Genomic DNA, 18,110 nt, shown 5'->3' with positions numbered 1-18,110 from the left:
TGTGTGGGAAAAGCGCTTCGCGGGCGAAGGCGCGGTATTATGCCTGCTTTGTCCGACGGCATGAAAAGCCTGCCCGTCGGAACATCCCGTTTGAGGCATTTTTTGAGGACTGCAGATGTCGCCCTGGCTGACAGTAGTAGGTATCGGTGAAGACGGCTTCAAGGGGCTGGGCAAGAACGCCCGTCGCGCCCTGCTGGGCGCTTCGCGGATATTCGGCGGCCAACGGCAACTGGATTTGTTGCCTGTGTGCATTCGCGGCGAGCGCCAGCTCTGGCCCAGTCCATTTTCCCTTGAACCCCTATTGGCGCTGCGGGGCGAGCCGGTTTGCGTGCTGGCCAGCGGCGACCCGATGTTCTTCGGCGTCGGTGCCAGCCTGGCGCGGCAACTGCCCGGCGCAGAAATGCTGATACTGCCCGCCCCATCTTCCGTGTCACTGGCGGCCGCTCGCCTGGGCTGGCCGTTGCAGGATGTGGTGACCCTGTCGGTGGTCGCCCGTCCCGTCGCCGCGCTCAATGCTCATTTGTTCAGTGGTGTGCGTTTGCTGGTGCTGAGCAACGACGGCCAGAGTCCAGCGGCCATTGCGGCGCTGCTGCGTGAGCGCGGTTTCGGGCCGAGTCGCCTGACCGTGCTGGAACATCTGGGCGGCGAAGCCGAACGGCGCATCGAGGGCGCTGCCAACGACTGGAGCGACCCGGCGATCGCCGATCTGAACCTGATCGCCATCGAATGCATCGCTGAAACAAACACACCGCGCCTGTCGCGTCTGGCCGGCCTGCCGGACTCGGCCTTCCAGCACGACGGCCAACTGACTAAACGCGACGTGCGCGCCATCACCCTCGCCCGCCTCGCCCCGATCCCCGGCGAACTGCTGTGGGACGTCGGCGCCGGCAGCGGTTCGATCGGCATCGAATGGATGCGCGCTCACCCGAGTTGCCGGGCGCTGGCCATCGAAGCGGATGAGGGACGGCAGTCGTTGATCGAACACAACCGCGATGCCCTGGGCGTTCCCGGCCTGCAACTGATTCGCGGCAGTGCGCCGCGAGCCCTGAACGGGCTCGAACGCCCGGACGCGATTTTCATCGGCGGTGGCGTCACTCGTGAGGGCGTGCTCGATACCTGCTGGGCGCAACTCAAACCCGGCGGCCGGTTGATCGCCAACGCCGTCACCCTGCAAAGCGAAGTGACCCTGATGGCCTGGCGTGAACGGCATGGCGGTGAGCTGACCCGCATTCACGTCGCCCAGGCGCAACCGTTGGGCGAGTTCGATACCTGGCGTCATGCGCTGCCCATTACCTTGTTGGACGTGACGAAACCCCTCGATGCGTGACGAAACCGCCGAACAACCCGCCCCGCTGCGCAGCGGCTTGACCACCGGCAGCTGCGCCACCGCCACCAGCCTCGCGGCCGCCCGCCTGCTGCTCGGCGGCGTGGCAGCGGACGCCGTCGAGATCATTCTGCCCAAAGGCAAACGGGTGCAAATGCGCCTGGAATTCTGTCGGCTGACGGACGACGGCGCCGAAGCCGGAACGATCAAGGACGCCGGCGACGACCCCGACGTGACCCACGGCGCCCTGCTGTTTTCCCAGGTGCGCCTGCACAGCGAACCGGGTATCCGCTTCAGCGCCGGCCGTGGCGTCGGCACCGTCACCCGGCCCGGGCTGGTGCTGAACGTCGGCGAACCGGCGATCAACCCGGTGCCGCGCAAGATGATCACTGATCACCTGACGTTGCTGGCCGAGGAACTGAATTACCAGGGCGGCTTCGAGGTCACGGTGAACGTCGAGGACGGCGAAGCCCTGGCGCTGAAAACCATGAACCCGCGGCTGGGCATTCTCGGCGGCTTGTCGATCCTCGGCACCAGCGGCATCGTCCGGCCATTCTCCTGCGCCGCCTACATCGCCTCGATTCACCAGGGCATCGACGTCGCCAAAACCAACGGTTACCTGCACATCGCCGCGTGCACTGGCAACGCCAGCGAAGACACCATGCGCCGGGTCTACGACTTGCCGGAAATCGCCCTGATCGAAATGGGCGACTTCGTCGGCGCGGTGCTCAAGCACTTGCGTAAAGTACCTGTGGAAAAACTCAGCCTGTGCGGCGGCTTCGGCAAGATCAGCAAACTGGCGGCCGGGCACATGGATTTGCACAGTCGGCATTCAAGCATCGACCTGCCGCAACTGGCCGAATGGGCCGCGGCGGTCGGTGCCGATGCGGCGTTGCAACAGGCGATCCGCGACGCCAATACCAGTCAGCAAGCCTTGGCCATGGCCAGCGCCGCCGGGATCGCCCTCGGCGACGCGGTGTGCCAGCACGCCCTCGACTTTGCCCGCAGCGTGGTGCCGGCGCAGGTTCAGGTCGAAGTGTTCGCCATCGATCGCCAGGGCGGGATTGTCGGCCATGCGGGAGTTTTTCAATGAAGCGCGTGTTGTTGCTCGGCGGTGTCACTGAGGCATTGGCCATCGCCCGAACCCTGGGGCCGGAGCACATCTACAGCCTGGCTGGCGTCGGTCGTGTGCCGACGGATCTGAACTGTCAGGTCCGCGTTGGCGGCTATGGCGGCGCCGAAGGTCTGGCGCAGTTCATCCGCGATGAAGGTATTGACCTGCTGCTGGATGCGACCCACCCCTACGCGGCCCGCATCAGCCACAACGCCGCCACCGCCGCGAAGTTGAGCGGCATTGCCTGCTGGGCCTTGCGCCGTCCGGCCTGGCAGCCACAAGCCGCAGATGACTGGCGCGAAGTCAGCGACTGGGCCGAGCTGATCCACACGCTGAAAACCTTTCGCCGACCGCTGTTCACCCTCGGTCGCGAGCCATTGCAACACCTGCACGAAATCCCGCCGGAGCAATTCTGGACGTTGCGTGCACTGGACGTTTATCCGGGCAACGAGCGCTGCGAAGTGATCGGCGCCCGTGGGCCGTTTCTGATCGAGGATGAACGCGCGTTGTTCGAACGTCGGCAGATCGATGTGTTGATCAGCAAAAACAGCGGCAGCACTGCCACCGAGCCGAAACTCGAAGTGGCGCGGGAGCGTGGAGTGCCGGTGCTGGTGTTGAAGCGGCCGGTGTTGCCGGGGGTTGATAGGGAATTTGGGTCTGTGACTGAGGTTTTAGCGGCCCTCACACAAAACCTGTAGCAGCTGCCGAAGGCTGCGTTCGGCTGCGCAGCAGTCGTAAAATCAAACACCACGGTCTGCCAGGTTGACTGTGGCGCATGGGATCACGACTGCTACGCAGCCGAACGCAGCCTTCGGCAGCTGCTACAGAGAATGTGCAACGCCCTACATATCCGTCGGACCTCACGCACAACATTATCCAAATCGGCTGACTTGTGGGCTCATAACCCCATCCCTATATTTCAGAGCTCCACGAATGTAGCGAGAAGTGCCGAATGCCCGAGAAATTCACACGCTTCGATATCACTGAGTTTCTCCTGGCACCTGCCGACTTGCGGAACTACATCAAGGCCTGCGAAGAGGAAGACCTGGGTGATGGGAGCTTCAATCGTGTAGCGCTCAGAGATGTCAAACACACAATCCGGGCAAGAATCCAAATCGACCCTCAATTCGCTCAGGCATTAAGAATCGAAGTCGCTACACTCTTTCAAAACGGCGAGGCTGAGCTTGCACGTCGGCTGCTCGACATGTTGACTGACGCACTGCGACACCAAACCGCACGCGGCCTTTTTACTTATCGCCCCTGATCAGGCTAAATAGCCGCGCCTGATTGCTCACTCAACCGGATCTGCCCTCATGTCCCGACAACGGCTTGCATTTGCCTGGATCGCCTGCTTTGCAGTGCTGTTCAACATGCTCGCCATGCCGATGTCCGGAGCGATGGCCCAAACGGCGAAATCGCCGGCCGAACAGTTGCTGTGGGGCAGTTTCTGCTCTTCCAGCGGCACGAAGCTGGTGGCGATTTCCCTGGGCGACATCGAGCAGAAAGCCCCGCAGAGCGACGATCATTCCAACATGCAGCATTGCTGGTGTTGCTCGGGCTCCGCGCCGTTGGTGGCGTTGCTGGGGCATGCGCCGCAATTGTATTACGCGCGATTCGAGGCCAATCGAAGCGTGCCGCCTGCCACGCTCGACACACCGACACCGCGCCAGCAATGGCCCAGCCTCAACCCCCGCGCGTCCCCTCTGGTGTGATTCCTTCTCGCAATTGACCTGCGTTTTGAATCATTCTGGAGAACTGCCATGTTGAACAAACTCATCGTCCTGGCTGTGTTGCTGCTGCCTGCCTGTTTTGCCAATGCCCACGAATACAAGATTGGCGAACTTGAGATCGCCCATCCGTGGTCGCAGGAGTTGCCGCCCAACGCGCCCACCGTCGCCGCGTACTTCGTGATTCACAACAGCGGCAAAACCGCTGATCGGCTGCTCAGCGTCGGATCGCCAATATCCGGCAAGGCCGAGTTGCACGAACATGTGATGCAAAACGATCTGATGAAAATGCAGCAAGTGCCCGACGTCGAAATCCCGGCTGGCGGCGAAGTCACCTTCGCCCCGATGGCGTACCACGTGATGCTGCTGGAGCTCAGAGACCGCAGCCTGTTGAGCGACGGCAAGCACTTTCCACTGACCCTGCACTTCGAGAAGTCCGGTGATGTAACGGTCGAGGTCTCGGTGCAGAAAAAGGCGCCGGACAGCATGCAAGCGCACATGCACGCCCAGTAATCGCCCCCGTTGAAAACGCCTATGCGCCCGCATAGCGCCAGGCCATCCGTTCGCCGCCGTCAGCCAATGAGCCTGACCCGCGGCAGCTGGATCAGCCTGTTCGCCATGCTGATGATCTTTATCGGCCCGCTGATTTCTCAGTCGATGCCGATGGATTCGCGCGCGGCGGCTTCGAGCATGGCGATGGGCATGTCCATGAACATGTCGATGGACATGGGCTCGGACATGTCGGCGATGGAGCACGCCGACCACGACGCACAACCGGCTGCCGAACACTGCCGGCCGACAGCCGAGCATCACGCGCTGTGGGAAAAATGCGGCTATTGCAGCCTGCTGTTCAATTGCCCGGCGCTCACCGGTGGCGCTTCATTCACCGCGTTCGACACCCCGCCCGCCCCCACCTTCACCACACCCGCCACCCGCCTGGGCCACGCCCGGCAAACCTTCTTCCCTGGCGCCCGCACCCGCGCCCCGCCCATCGTCACGTAAACACCCACCTCCGATCTCACACGGTTTAGAAGACAGCCCCAGGCTGCCGGCCGTGTCGTTTACGACTGTTCGATGGAAATTGTCATGTCAAGGTTTTCTGCTGACACACGTTTGGGCGCTGCCCAGGCTTTTTTTGCCCTGAACCCATCACGCGTTCATTTCATGCGCGCCACCGCCGTCCTTTGCGGCTTGTTGCTGACACCGCTGGTGCTGGCCGATGAACACGCCGGCCACACCGAAGAACTGAGCCCGACGGTGATCACCGCCATCGCGCCGAGCTCGCCGCTGACCGTCGTCACCAACCCCAAGGACCCGCGCCAACCGGTGCCGGCCAGCGACGGTGGTGATTATCTGAAGACCATCCCCGGCTTCGCCCTGGTGCGCAACGGCGGCACCAACGGCGACCCGGTGCTGCGCGGCATGTTCGGTTCGCGCCTGAATATCCTCACCAACGGCAGCATGATGCTCGGCGCCTGCCCCGGCCGGATGGACGCGCCGACCTCGTACATCTCACCGGAAACCTACGACAAACTCACCGTGATCAAAGGCCCGCAAACCGTGCTCTGGGGCCCCGGCGCATCGGCCGGCACCATCCTGTTCGACCGGGAGCCGGAAAGCTTCGGCGAACTCGGCACAAGGGTGAATGCCAGCGTATTGGCCGGCTCCAACGGCCGCTTCGACAAAGTGCTGGACGCCGCCGCTGGCGGGCCGCTGGGTTACGTGCGAGTGATCGGCAACACCGCGCATTCCGATGACTACAAGGACGGCAACAACGACACCGTGCCCTCGCGCTACGACAAATGGAACGGTGATATAGCGCTGGGCTGGACGCCGAACGCCGACACCCTGCTGGAATTGACTGCCGGCAAGGGCGACGGCGAAGCCCGTTACGCTGGGCGCAGCATGGACGGTTCGCAGTTCTTGCGCGAAAGCCTGGGGCTGCGCTTCGAACAGTCGAACATCGGTGAGGTGCTGGATAAGGTCGAGGCGCAGGTCTACTACAACTACGCCGACCACGTGATGGACAACTACACCCTGCGCACGCCGTCCGGCACCGGGATGATGGCCGGCCCCATGGCCTCCAACGTCGACCGCCGAACCCTCGGCGCGCGGATCAAAGCCACCTGGCGCTGGGCCGATGTGCAATTGATCAGTGGCCTGGATGCGCAGACCAACGAGCACCGCCAACGCAGCGCCATGGGTATCGACACCTACAAGGATGTGCCCCGCAACAAGGACGCCGACTTCCACAACTACGGCGTGTTCAGCGAACTGACCTGGTACGCCGCCGACCGTGATCGACTGATCACCGGCGCACGACTGGACCGTGCTTCGGCCAAGGATTATCGACAGACCATCGGCTCCGGGATGATGGCCCGCGCCAACCCGACCGCCGACGACACCCGCGCCGACACCCTGCCCAGCGGTTTCGTGCGTTACGAGCATGACCTGGCCGACAGCCCGACCACGCTGTATGCGGGCCTCGGTCATGCCCAGCGGTTCCCGGATTACTGGGAGCTGTTTTCGCCCAACTCAGGCCCTGCCGGTTCGGTGAATGCGTTCGACTCGATCAAACCAGAGAAAACCACCCAACTCGACTTCGGCCTGCAATACAAGACCGCCGACCTCGAAGCCTGGGCCTCGGGATATGTCGGGCAGGTGCGTGACTACATCCTGTTCAACTACACGCCGGGGATGATGGGCATGACCTCCCAAGCCGAGAACATCGACGCGCGAATCATGGGCGGCGAACTCGGCGCGGCCTACAAGCTGACGGCCAACTGGAAAGCCGACGCGACCCTGGCCTACGCCTGGGGCAAGAACAGCAGCGACGGCAGCGCCCTGCCGCAGATGCCACCGCTGGATGCGCGCTTCGGCCTGACCTACAGCGAAGACAACTGGAGCGCCGGCGCCTTGTGGCGGGTGGTCGCGGCGCAAAACCGCATCGACCGGAACAAGGGCAACGTGGTCGGCAAAGACTTCGACAAAAGTTCGGGGTTCGGCGTGTTCTCGCTCAACGGCGCGTACCGGATCAACAAGAACTGGAAGGTCAGCAGCGGCGTCGACAACTTGTTCGGCAAGGCCTACGCCGAACACCTGAACCTGGCCGGCAACGCCGGTTTCGGCTTCCCGGCCAACGATCCGCAAGCCATCAACGAACCGGGGCGCACGCTCTGGACCAAGGTCGACATGAGCTTCTAAGAGCATCGCGAGCAGGCTCGCTCCCACATGGACAGTGTTGAACCTGTGGGAGCGGGCTTGCTCGCGAAGACGGCGGCACAGCCAACATTGATGGCGCCTGACACACCGCTTTCGCGAGCAAGCCCGCTCCCACAGGGGTTGTGGTGTTCAACCCTTGCCCACCATCGATTGCCATACAACTAAAACAGATCCAAGCCTAGCGGAGCACACGAATGCAACAGCCCAAACCGAATTTCTACAACCTGGCCTGGCGTTGGCATTTCTACGCCGGCCTGTTCGTCGCACCCTTCATGGTGATGCTGGCCCTGACCGGCATCGTCTACCTGTTCAAACCGCAACTCGATCCGTTGATGTACGGCAGCCTGCTGAACGTCCCGGCCGGTCATCACACAGTCGCCGCCGACGACCTGCTCAAGCGGGTAAAAGAGGCGTATCCACAAGGCCAGATCAAACAATACCTGCCGCCAGTGAACGCCGAACGCAGCGCGCAATTTGTGGTGATCAATGAGGGTCATGAACTGAACGTGTTCATCGATCCGTACCACGGCGACATCCTCGGCGAGCAAGACGCGAAGAACAATCTGCAAGCGCTCGCGCGCGCGATTCATGGCGAGTTGATGATCGGCACCGTTGGTGATCGGCTGGTGGAACTGGCCGCCGGCTGGGGCGTGGTGCTGGTGGTCTCCGGCGTCTTTCTGTGGTGGCCGCGTGGCCAGCGCGCCGGGATTCTCTGGCCGCGCTTGAACAGTCGTGGTCGCGTGCTCTGGCGTGACCTGCACGCGGTGACCGGGTTCTGGGGCGCGGCATTGCTGCTGGTGATGCTACTCAGCGGCATGACCTGGACCGGCTTCTGGGGCAAACAATACGCCGACCTCTGGAACCGCTTCCCGGTCGCCATGTGGAATGACGTGCCCAAGTCCGACGTCGAGGCCCGCAGCCTCAACAGCGCCACGCGCCAGACCGTGCCATGGGCCATGGAAAACACGCCGATGCCGATGTCCGGCGACCATGCCGAACACATGGCTCACGCCAGTACCCAGGCCGGCCCGGCGGCACCGACCATCAGCCTGCAAGACGTACAAAACATCGCCGTGCAGCGCAAGGTCGAGCCCGGCTACAGCATCACCTTCCCCACCACCGCCACCGGCGTGTTCACCATCGCAGTGTTCGCCGATGACCCGCGCAACGATGCCACCCTGCACGTCGACCAGTACACCGGCAACGTCCTCGCCGACGTGCGCTGGCAGCATTACAGCAACGTCGCCCGCGCCACGGAAGTCGGCGTGATGCTGCACGAAGGCAAAATGTTCGGCCCGTTCAATCAGATCATCGTGCTGCTGATCTGCCTGATGATTTTGCTCAGCGCCGTCAGCGGCGTGGTGATCTGGTGGAAGCGCCGGCCACAGGGCAAGTTCGGTGTGCCGCCGTTGCGTCACGACCTGCCGAAATGGAAAACCGCAATGGTCATCATGTTCGCCCTGGCGGTGATGTTTCCGTTGGTGGGGGCTTCGCTGGTGGTCGTATGGGTATTGGATTGGGGGCTGCTGTCGCGCTTGGGCCGGCAAACTGAATCCACTTCACCTTCATTATGAAAACAGGCGAGATACGTGTACGCGCAAAGCCAATACAATGCGGGCCGGACTGTGATCGTTCTTCGTCACCGCTAATTATCAGTTTTGAAGCATAGGACCCCTTCGCGAGCAAGCCCGCTCCCACATTGGAATGCGATCAAATGTGGGAGCGGGCTTGCTCGCGAAGGCGTCATCAGCAACACCGAATATTTCAGAGAACACGCATGACCTCGCTGAACCTCACCAACCTCGCCTGGACACCCCTGGGCCACGGCCACTGCCATCACCAGTTCCAGCTGCGTGACGCCTCCTTGCACGTGGCCGCCGGTGAGTTCGTCGGGTTGATCGGCCCCAACGGCAGCGGCAAGACCAGCCTGCTGCGTTGTGCCTATCGTTTCAGCAAACCGGAGAGTGGCGAGGTCAAGCTCGACCATCACAACGTCTGGAAGCAATCCTCCCGCTGGTGCGCGCAACGCATCGCGGTGGTGTTGCAGGAATTCCCCGACGCCTTCGGCCTGACCGTCGATGAAGTGGTCGCCATGGGCCGCACACCGCACAAAGGTCTGTTCGATGGCGATACTCTCGAAGACCGGAAGCTCGCAACCCAAGCCCTCGAATCGGTCGGCCTCAAGGGCTTCGAAGACCACGCCTTCGCCACCCTGTCCGGCGGTGAAAAACAGCGCGTGATCCTCGCCCGCGCCCTGGCCCAGCAACCGCAATTGCTGATCCTCGACGAGCCGACCAACCACCTCGACCCGCGCTATCAACTGGAACTGCTGCAACTGGTCAAACGCCTGCAGATCGGCACATTGGCGAGCATCCACGACCTCAATCTGGCGGCGGCCTTCTGCGATCGGCTGTACGTGATCCATCACGGTCGCATCGTCGCCAGTGGCACCCCCAAAGAAGTCCTGACCACACACCTTTTGCACAACGTGTTCGGCGTCGACGCCCTGATCGATGACCATCCCTTGCACGGCTACCCTCGAATCACCTGGATAACCCAACCATGACATTGCGTTCCCTGCTTTGCGTCGCGTTGTTGCTGGGCAGTGCCCATGCCTTCGCCGAGGCCACGAAATACCCACTGACCGTCCAGAGTTGCAACCGCGCAGTGACCTTCAAGCAAGCGCCGAAACACGCGGTCAGCCACGACATCAACATGACTCAGATGATGCTCGCCCTCGGTCTCAAACCCAGGATGGCCGGCTACAGCGGCGTGACCGGATGGAAATCGGTGACGCCTCAGATGCAGACCATCCTCGATGGCTTGCCGGAACTGGCGGCCAAGTACCCGTCGGTGGAAACCCTGCTCAACGCCAACGTCGATTTCTTCTTCGCCGGTTGGGACTACGGCATGCGCGTCGGTGGTGACCTCACGCCGCAAACCCTGCAACCGCTGGGGATCAACGTCTACGAGCTCACCGAGTCCTGCGCGTTCGTGATGAAGCGTCCACCGGCCAGCCTGGAAGACACCTACAACGACCTGCGCAACCTCGGCAAAATCTTCGACGTGCAAGACCGCGCCAACGCCGTGATCGCCCGGATGCAGGCGCAAGTCGCCGAGGTGCGCCAGGATCTGCCAGCGGACAAGCCTCGGGTATTTCTGTACGACAGCGGTGAAGACCGGGCCATGACCTCCGGGCGCCTGGGCATGCCGCAGGCGCTGATTGACGCGGCCGGCGGGCGCAACATTCTCGACGACGTCGAGGCGAGCTGGACCCGGGTCAACTGGGAGAACGTGGTCGAGCGCAATCCGCAGGTGATCGTGATCGTCGATTACGGCGAAGTCACCGCCGAGCAGAAGGAGCAGTTTTTGCTGAACAACCAGGCCCTGCAATCGGTGGATGCGATCAAGAACCAGCGCTTCATCGTCATTCCTTACGTACAGGCCACACCGGGGATCGACAACGTGCTGGCGGTCGAAACCCTGGCCAAGGGTTTCCACGGCGAATGATCGACCGTCGCTATGCCTTGTTGCTGATCGGCCTCGGCGTGCTGTTGCTGATGTCGTGTGTGGTATCGCTGGGCTTCGGCCCGGCGCGGGTACCGGTGGAGGTGGTGTGGCAAATTCTGCTGCACAAGGCCTTCAGTGTTGGCGAGCAGAGCTGGACGGCCGGACAGGAACACATCGTCTGGCTGATCCGCGTGCCGCGCATGTTGCTCGGCGCGCTGGTGGGTGCCGGCCTGGCGTTGATTGGCGCGGTGCTGCAAGCGGTGACGCGCAATCCGCTGGCCGATCCGCACCTGCTCGGCGTGACCTCCGGCGCGACCCTCGGCGCGGTGATTGTGGTGTTGCATGTCGGTGAAATCGTCGGCCTGTTGACCTTGCCCATCGCGGCGTTCATCGGCGCGCTGCTGAGCATGTTGATCGTGCTGATGATCGCCAACTGTCATGGGCGACTGGACAGTGATCGGCTGCTGCTGTGCGGCGTGGCGGTGTCATTCGTAATGATGGCGATCGCCAACCTGCTGCTGTTTCTGGGCGACCATCGCGCCAGTTCGGCGGTGATGTTCTGGATGCTCGGCGGCCTCGGGCTGGCGCGCTGGGAATTGCTCGCCGTACCCGCCGCGAGTGTGTTGCTCGGGTTGGTGTTGTTGCTGGGCATGGCCCGGCCGTTGAATGCGTTGATGGCCGGCGAGCAGACCGCCGTGACCCTGGGCCTCAATGCCCGCACCGTACGGCTGCGGGTGTTTTTGATTGCCTCGCTGATGACCGGGGTGCTGGTGTCGATCAGCGGCTCGATTGGTTTTGTCGGGCTGATGGTGCCGCACATTGCCCGGCGATTGGTGGGTGCCGAGCATCGGCGGTTGCTGCCGGTGTGCGTGTTGTTGGGCAGCCTGTTCCTCGTCTGGGTCGACGTGGCCGCACGCACCCTGATCGCCCCGGAAGACCTGCCCATCGGCGTCGCCACCGCCGCGATTGGCGGGCTGTTCTTCATCGGCCTGATGCGCCGCCGCTGACTCACCCCATTCAAAACTGTGGGAGCGGGCTTGCTCGCGAAAGCGGTCTGTCAGACACATCGGTGTCGGATGTGCCGCCGTCTTCGCGAGCAAGCCCGCTCCCACAGGGATTGCAATTCTGCGTCTGTTTTTGTGTGTTTATGTGAATGCCAAAACACCAGACCTTTCCCACACATCTTTCAGGTTGTCCGTCGGAAGCGGGCTCTCTAGTCTTTGGCTGTCGCTGAAAACTCAGTGATCGGGTGTGAGAAGCCCGGCAACTTATGGTCATCCAGTGTCTGTACACGCATAATCGCCGCCAGCTTATTAGCTGCCTGCAAATGTGTTATGGCGGCTGTGTGCGGGCGGACTTCGGTCCGGCCGGGTGTCCATAACCGGTCTTCTCACCTCGCACATAGCTGCCACCTCTTCCCGTGTGAGAAGCGGCAAGTGGAGGCTCCAACGCTGGAGAAATTTTTCAATGGACAAATTAATTCCTGACCCACCCTTCAACACCACCACCCCCAACGCCGAAGCCTCGCGCAACGAAGAATTACTCAAGGATCGCGAAGCCATCAAACGCGCCCTCGACTACTACCTCGATCCCCCGGCGCCCTACACCGAAAAACCCCGCCGCCCCAGCACCATGTTCATCGTCGCACCGAATATGGATACCGAAAGCCTGCTGGCCCACGCCTGTGAATCGTTGGCCACGGCGAGTGTCCTGACCAGCGACTTCGCCAACGACCTGACCGCCCCACAGCGCTACACGGCGCTGGCGATTCAACAGAGCATCATGCTGGCGGAACTGGCGGTTAACCGGGCGCTGGATAACGTCGACCCGGCGTAGTCCCCTGTGGGAGCGGGCTTGCCCGCGAAGACGGCGGTACATCCAACATCACCGCAGCTGACACACCGCTTTCGCGAGCAAGCCCGCTCCCACATAGGTTCATCGTCGTTCACAGATTTCGCGTACGACACACATTTACTGTGGGAGCGGGCTTGCTCGCGAAGGCGGCGGCACACTCAACATCCCTGTGACTGACACACCGTCTTCGCGGGCAAGCCCGCTCCCACATTTTGATCTGTGGTGGTCCGCACTGTCTGCGCCCCAATGTGGCGCATCTTCTCGCACCAACGCGCCAGCCCCGTCCCTTCATGGTGCGTCACGCAAACCCCGCAACCACTCTAATACGACATTTCCTTGCCCGTCCCCGACCGGGCACAGCCCTTGCAAAACAGCCTTCAGTCGTCCGCATCTGCCAACCATAAAAAACTTTAACGTTCATGGAGATCGCACAATGAAGCGTCGCAGTTTGATCAAGGCTTTCACACTCACGGCAAGCATTGCCGCGATGGGCATGACCTGGACTGTCCAGGCCGCCGAGACCATCAAGGTCGGTATTCTGCATTCGTTGTCCGGGACCATGGCGATCTCCGAAACCTCACTCAAAGACATGGCGTTGATGACCATCGACGAAATCAACGCCAAGGGCGGTGTGAACGGCAAGATGCTGGAACCGGTGGTCGTGGACCCGGCATCGAACTGGCCGCTGTTCGCCGAAAAGGGCCGGCAGTTGCTGACCCAGGACAAAGTGGCGGTGGTGTTCGGTTGCTGGACCTCGGTGTCGCGTAAATCGGTGCTGCCGGTGTTCGAAGAGCTCAACGGCCTGCTGTTCTACCCGGTGCAATATGAAGGCGAAGAGATGTCGCCGAACGTGTTCTACACCGGCGCGGCGCCCAACCAACAGGCGATTCCGGCAGTGGAATACCTGATGAGCGAAGAAGGCGGCAGCGCCAAGCGCTACTTCCTGCTCGGCACCGACTACGTTTACCCGCGCACCACCAACAAGATCCTGCGCTCGTTCCTGCACTCCAAAGGTGTGGCGGACAAGGACATCGAAGAGGTCTACACCCCGTTCGGCCACAGCGACTATCAAACCATCGTGGCCAGCATCAAAAAATTCTCTGCCGGTGGCAAGACGGCGGTCATCTCCACCGTCAACGGCGACTCCAACGTGCCGTTCTATAAAGAACTGGCCAACCAGGGCCTGAAAGCCACCGACGTACCGGTCGTGGCGTTCTCCGTGGGCGAAGAAGAATTGCGCGGCATCGACACCAAACCGCTGGTGGGCAACCTCGCGGCGTGGAACTACTTTGAGTCGGTGGAAAACCCAGTGAACAAGAAGTTCGTCGATGACTGGAAAGCCTACGCCAAGAAACACAACCTGCCGGGCGCCGACAAAGCGGTGACCAACGACCCGATGGAAGCCACTTACGTCGGCATCCACATGTGGGCGCAAGCCGCCGAGAAAGCCAAATCCACCGACGTCGACAAAGTCCGCGAAGCCCTGGCCGGCCAGACTTTTGCCGCACCGTCCGGCTACACCTTGACCATGGATAAGACCAACCATCACCTGCACAAGCCAGTGATGATCGGCGAGATTCAGGCCGACGGTCAGTTCAACGTGGTGTGGCAGACCGAAGGGCCGATCCGCGCCCAACCGTGGAGCCCGTTTATCTCAGGCAACGACAAGAAGCCGGACTATGCGGTGAAGAGCAACTGAGCCCATTGGATGTCGGCCTCGGGCACCCAACCCCAGGCTGACACAAATCCCTGTGGGAGCGGGCTTGCTCGCGAAAGCGGTATGACAGGCAACATTGATGGCGACTGACACACCGCCTTCGCGAGCAAGCCCGCTCCCACATTTAGTCCGCGCAAGGCCAAGCATATGCCCACCGCCCTTTACCGCTTGATCCTCGCCATCGCGCTGCTGTTACCGATGGCCACCCACGCCGGCGACGCCGAAGACTTCGTCGCGGCCAATCCCGTGCAGCAAGCCAAGCTTCTGGAAACCTGGGCCGCGCAGCCCGATCCGGCCCGTATCGAACTGATCAACGCCCTGCAACAAGGCGAGCTGACCATCGATGGCCAACCGAAAACCCTGCGCCTGAACAATCGCCTGCGGGGTCTGATCGACACCGCTCTGGCCAGCCACCAATTGCTCGCCGCCGACGCCAAAATCCGTCTGGCCGCCGCGCAGCAATTGCAGAAAAGCGCCAAACCGGCGCAGCTGAAATTCCTCGACCAACAGTTGACCAGCGAACAAGACGAAACCGTTCACGCCGCCCTGAGCCTGGCCTTGGCCAATCTGCAACTGGTCGACAGTGACCCGACCGTGCGCCTCGCCGCCGTGCGTTTGCTCGGTGAAACCGGCGACCCACTGGCCCGCACCCGCCTAGAAGGCTTGCTCGAACCCGGCGTCGAAGCCGACGCCAGTGTGCACACCGCCGCCGAAACCAGCCTGGCCCAGGTCAAACGCAAACTGCTGATCGGTGAGATGCTCGGCCAGGCCTTCAGTGGCATGTCCCTGGGTTCGATTCTGCTGCTCGCGGCATTGGGCTTGGCGATCACCTTCGGCCTGCTCGGGGTGATCAACATGGCCCACGGCGAGATGCTGATGCTCGGCGCTTACTCGACGTACGTGGTGCAGCTGATGTTCCAGCGCTTCGCCCCACAAGCCATCGAGTTCTATCCGCTGATTGCGCTGCCGGTGGCGTTTTTCGTTACCGCCGCCATCGGCATGGCGCTGGAGCGCACGGTGATTCGCCACCTCTACGGCCGCCCGCTGGAAACCCTGCTCGCCACGTGGGGCATCAGCCTGATGCTGATCCAGTTGGTGCGACTGGTGTTCGGCGCGCAGAACGTCGAAGTGGCCAACCCGGCGTGGTTGTCGGGCGGAATTCAGGTGCTGCCCAACCTGGTGCTGCCATACAACCGCATCGTGATCATCGCGTTTGCCTTGTTTGTGGTGGTGCTGACCTGGCTGCTGTTGAACAAGACGCGCCTTGGCTTGAACGTGCGCGCCGTCACCCAAAACCGCAACATGGCCGCCTGCTGCGGCGTACCCACCGGGCGCGTCGACATGCTCGCCTTCGGTTTAGGCTCGGGCATCGCCGGGCTCGGTGGCGTGGCGCTCAGCCAGATCGGCAACGTCGGCCCGGACCTCGGCCAGAGCTACATCATCGATTCGTTCCTGGTGGTGGTGCTCGGCGGTGTCGGTCAATTGGCCGGCAGCGTGCTGGCCGCGTTCGGCCTGGGCATCGCCAACAAGATTCTCGAACCGCAGATCGGTGCGGTGCTGGGCAAGATCCTGATCCTCGCGCTGATCATTCTGTTCATCCAGAAACGTCCGCAAGGCCTCTTCGCACTGAAAGGACGGGTGATCGACTGATGAATCAGCCCCTGATGCTCACGGCTACACAAAAGGCCGGCCCCAAAGTCACCATCGCTGTTGGCGCGGTGATTCTCGTTTTGCTGCTGGCGTTGCCGCTGCTGTCGCTGTTATCGCCCGTCAGCGTTTTTCACGTCTCGGCCTACACATTGACGCTGGTGGGCAAAATCCTTTGCTACGCCATCGTCGCCCTGGCCCTCGATCTGGTTTGGGGCTACGCCGGTTTGCTATCGCTGGGCCATGGTCTGTTCTTCGCCCTCGGCGGTTATGCGATGGGCATGTACCTGATGCGCCAAGCCTCGGGTGACGGCTTGCCGGCGTTCATGACGTTCCTGTCGTGGACCGAATTGCCGTGGTACTGGACCGGCACCAGCAGCTTCCTCTGGGCCATGTGCCTGGTGGTATTGGCGCCGGGTTTGCTGGCATTGGTATTCGGTTTCTTCGCCTTCCGCTCGCGGATCAAAGGCGTGTATTTCTCGATCATGACCCAGGCCCTGACCTTCGCCGGGATGCTGCTGTTTTTCCGCAACGAAACCGGGTTTGGTGGCAATAACGGCTTCACCAACTTCCGCAGCATTCTCGGGTTTGGCATCACGGAACCGGGGACTCGCGCAGTGTTGTTTTTCGCCACGGTACTGCTGCTGGTGGCGAGCCTGTTCATCGGCTGGCGGCTGGCGCAAAGCAAATTCGGCCGGGTGCTGACCGCGTTGCGCGATGCCGAGAACCGCCTGATGTTTTGCGGCTACGACCCGCGCGGCTTCAAGCTGTTTGTCTGGGTGTTGAGTGCGGTGTTGTGTGGCCTGGCGGGGGCGTTGTATGTGCCGCAAGTCGGGATCATCAACCCGAGCGAAATGTCGCCGACCAACTCGATCGAAGCGGCGGTCTGGGTTGCCTTGGGGGGGCGCGGCACGCTGATCGGCCCGCTGCTGGGTGCCGGCGTGGTCAACGGGATGAAGAGCTGGTTCACCGTGGCGTTTCCGGAATACTGGCTGTTCTTCCTCGGCGCGCTGTTCATCGTCGTGACGTTGTATCTGCCTAAGGGTGTGATCGGTCTGCTGAAGAAAAGGGGCGAACAATGAGGATCACTGCAACGGCTGAATTCATGCTCGAACCGGCCTTTTTTCCACCGCAGCCCAACAAGGACGCCGGCAGCAGCCGCGACGCCATCGGCCTCGGCCAACGTGTCGGCCCCGGCCTGAATACACGTCACGGCACCATCCTGACCCTGGAAGACATCAGCGTCAGCTTCGATGGTTTCAAGGCCCTCAACAATCTGAACCTGTACATCGGTGTCGGCGAATTGCGCTGCATCATCGGCCCCAACGGCGCGGGCAAGACCACGCTGATGGACGTGATCACCGGCAAGACTCGCCCCAGCCACGGCAAGGCCTGGTTCGGCGAAACCCTGGACCTGACGCAGATGAGCGAAGTGCAGATCGCCCAGGCCGGTATCGGTCGCAAGTTCCAGAAACCAACCGTGTTCGAAGCCCTGAGCGTGTTCGAAAACCTGGAGCTGGCGCAGAAAACCGACAAGTCGGTGTGGGCCAGCTTGCGGGCTCGCCTGAGCGGCGAACAAAGGGATCGCATCAGCGAAGTGCTGGAGACCATTCGCCTGACTGCCTCGGTCAATCGCCCGGCGGGTTTGTTGTCCCACGGTCAGAAGCAGTTTCTGGAAATCGGCATGTTGCTGATGCAAGACCCGCAACTGTTGCTGCTCGACGAGCCGGTGGCGGGCATGACCGACGCCGAAACCGAATTCACCGCCGAACTGTTCAAGCGCCTGGCCGGCAAGCATTCGCTGATGGTGGTGGAACACGACATGGGCTTCGTCGGCTCGATCGCCGACCACGTCACCGTGTTGCACCAGGGCAGCGTGCTGGCCGAAGGGTCGCTTGCACAGGTGCAGGACAATGAGCGGGTGATCGAGGTGTACCTCGGTCGGTAAATTGCAAACACATTCCAATGTGGGAGCGGGCTTGCTCGCGAAGGCGA

The 18,110-nt window shown here is 62.0% G+C and carries 17 protein-coding genes; all 17 read left to right on the top strand.

The window, feature by feature from the left end:
• Window positions 1-115: 115 nt before the first annotated feature.
• The 17 genes from cbiE to urtD all read left to right on the top strand — a co-directional run bounded on the left by cbiE (window position 116) and on the right by urtD (window position 18,063).
• On the top strand, window positions 116-1,327 hold the full coding sequence (cbiE, locus tag PSH64_RS03165) for a precorrin-6y C5,15-methyltransferase (decarboxylating) subunit CbiE (protein ID WP_305479881.1): 1,212 nt from the start codon (window positions 116-118) through the stop codon (window positions 1,325-1,327).
• On the top strand, window positions 1,320-2,417 hold the full coding sequence (locus tag PSH64_RS03160; RefSeq protein ID WP_105340414.1) for a cobalt-precorrin-5B (C(1))-methyltransferase: 1,098 nt from the start codon (window positions 1,320-1,322) through the stop codon (window positions 2,415-2,417). The genes cbiE and PSH64_RS03160 overlap by 8 nt, the downstream gene beginning before the upstream one ends.
• A complete protein-coding gene (locus PSH64_RS03155) occupies window positions 2,414-3,136 on the top strand; it encodes a cobalt-precorrin-6A reductase (RefSeq protein WP_305479880.1) in 723 nt (240 codons plus the stop codon). Before PSH64_RS03160 ends, PSH64_RS03155 begins: the two co-directional genes overlap by 4 nt.
• Window positions 3,137-3,390: 254 nt before the next feature.
• Complete coding sequence (locus tag PSH64_RS03150) at window positions 3,391-3,702, top strand: hypothetical protein (protein ID WP_105340416.1); 312 nt, start codon at window positions 3,391-3,393, stop codon at window positions 3,700-3,702.
• Between the two features lie 49 nt (window positions 3,703-3,751).
• Window positions 3,752-4,150, top strand: a complete 399-nt coding sequence (locus tag PSH64_RS03145) for a DUF2946 domain-containing protein (protein WP_305479879.1) — start codon at window positions 3,752-3,754, stop codon at window positions 4,148-4,150.
• A gap of 48 nt (window positions 4,151-4,198) precedes the next feature.
• A complete protein-coding gene (locus PSH64_RS03140) occupies window positions 4,199-4,678 on the top strand; it encodes a copper chaperone PCu(A)C (RefSeq protein ID WP_305479878.1) in 480 nt (159 codons plus the stop codon).
• A gap of 21 nt (window positions 4,679-4,699) precedes the next feature.
• A complete protein-coding gene (locus PSH64_RS03135; RefSeq protein WP_305479877.1) occupies window positions 4,700-5,167 on the top strand; it encodes a DUF2946 domain-containing protein in 468 nt (155 codons plus the stop codon).
• Between the two features lie 84 nt (window positions 5,168-5,251).
• A complete protein-coding gene (locus PSH64_RS03130) occupies window positions 5,252-7,369 on the top strand; it encodes a TonB-dependent copper receptor (protein WP_305479876.1) in 2,118 nt (705 codons plus the stop codon).
• A 212-nt stretch (window positions 7,370-7,581) separates the two neighbouring features.
• Window positions 7,582-8,961: a PepSY domain-containing protein gene (locus PSH64_RS03125; protein ID WP_305479875.1), complete on the top strand. Its 1,380-nt coding sequence runs from the start codon at window positions 7,582-7,584 to the stop codon at window positions 8,959-8,961.
• A 203-nt stretch (window positions 8,962-9,164) separates the two neighbouring features.
• Complete coding sequence (locus tag PSH64_RS03120) at window positions 9,165-9,953, top strand: ABC transporter ATP-binding protein (RefSeq protein ID WP_019582251.1); 789 nt, start codon at window positions 9,165-9,167, stop codon at window positions 9,951-9,953.
• Window positions 9,950-10,897 (top strand): ABC transporter substrate-binding protein, encoded by a 948-nt coding sequence (locus PSH64_RS03115; RefSeq protein WP_064616048.1) that lies wholly within the window; start codon window positions 9,950-9,952, stop codon window positions 10,895-10,897. Before PSH64_RS03120 ends, PSH64_RS03115 begins: the two co-directional genes overlap by 4 nt.
• Complete coding sequence (locus PSH64_RS03110) at window positions 10,894-11,904, top strand: iron ABC transporter permease (protein WP_305479874.1); 1,011 nt, start codon at window positions 10,894-10,896, stop codon at window positions 11,902-11,904. The genes PSH64_RS03115 and PSH64_RS03110 overlap by 4 nt, the downstream gene beginning before the upstream one ends.
• A 460-nt stretch (window positions 11,905-12,364) precedes the next feature.
• Window positions 12,365-12,733, top strand: coding sequence for a DUF6124 family protein (locus PSH64_RS03105; RefSeq protein WP_305479873.1), 369 nt, complete (start codon window positions 12,365-12,367; stop codon window positions 12,731-12,733).
• A 451-nt stretch (window positions 12,734-13,184) separates the two neighbouring features.
• Entirely contained in the window at window positions 13,185-14,450 is a 1,266-nt protein-coding gene (gene urtA, locus PSH64_RS03100) for an urea ABC transporter substrate-binding protein (RefSeq protein ID WP_105340426.1), read from the top strand.
• A 165-nt stretch (window positions 14,451-14,615) separates the two neighbouring features.
• Complete coding sequence (gene urtB / locus PSH64_RS03095) at window positions 14,616-16,118, top strand: urea ABC transporter permease subunit UrtB (RefSeq protein ID WP_305479872.1); 1,503 nt, start codon at window positions 14,616-14,618, stop codon at window positions 16,116-16,118.
• Complete coding sequence (urtC, locus tag PSH64_RS03090; protein WP_105340429.1) at window positions 16,118-17,197, top strand: urea ABC transporter permease subunit UrtC; 1,080 nt, start codon at window positions 16,118-16,120, stop codon at window positions 17,195-17,197. Before urtB ends, urtC begins: the two co-directional genes overlap by 1 nt.
• On the top strand, window positions 17,194-18,063 hold the full coding sequence (gene urtD, locus PSH64_RS03085; protein WP_305479871.1) for an urea ABC transporter ATP-binding protein UrtD: 870 nt from the start codon (window positions 17,194-17,196) through the stop codon (window positions 18,061-18,063). The genes urtC and urtD overlap by 4 nt, the downstream gene beginning before the upstream one ends.
• The last annotated feature ends 47 nt before the right edge of the window (window positions 18,064-18,110 follow it).

The organism is Pseudomonas sp. FP1742 (assembly GCF_030687145.1).
In the GTDB taxonomy this organism is placed as follows: Bacteria; Pseudomonadota; Gammaproteobacteria; order Pseudomonadales; family Pseudomonadaceae; genus Aquipseudomonas; species Aquipseudomonas frederiksbergensis_D.
Note: the sequence above shows the minus strand (reverse complement) of the source record. Positions and strands in the feature narration are given on the sequence as shown.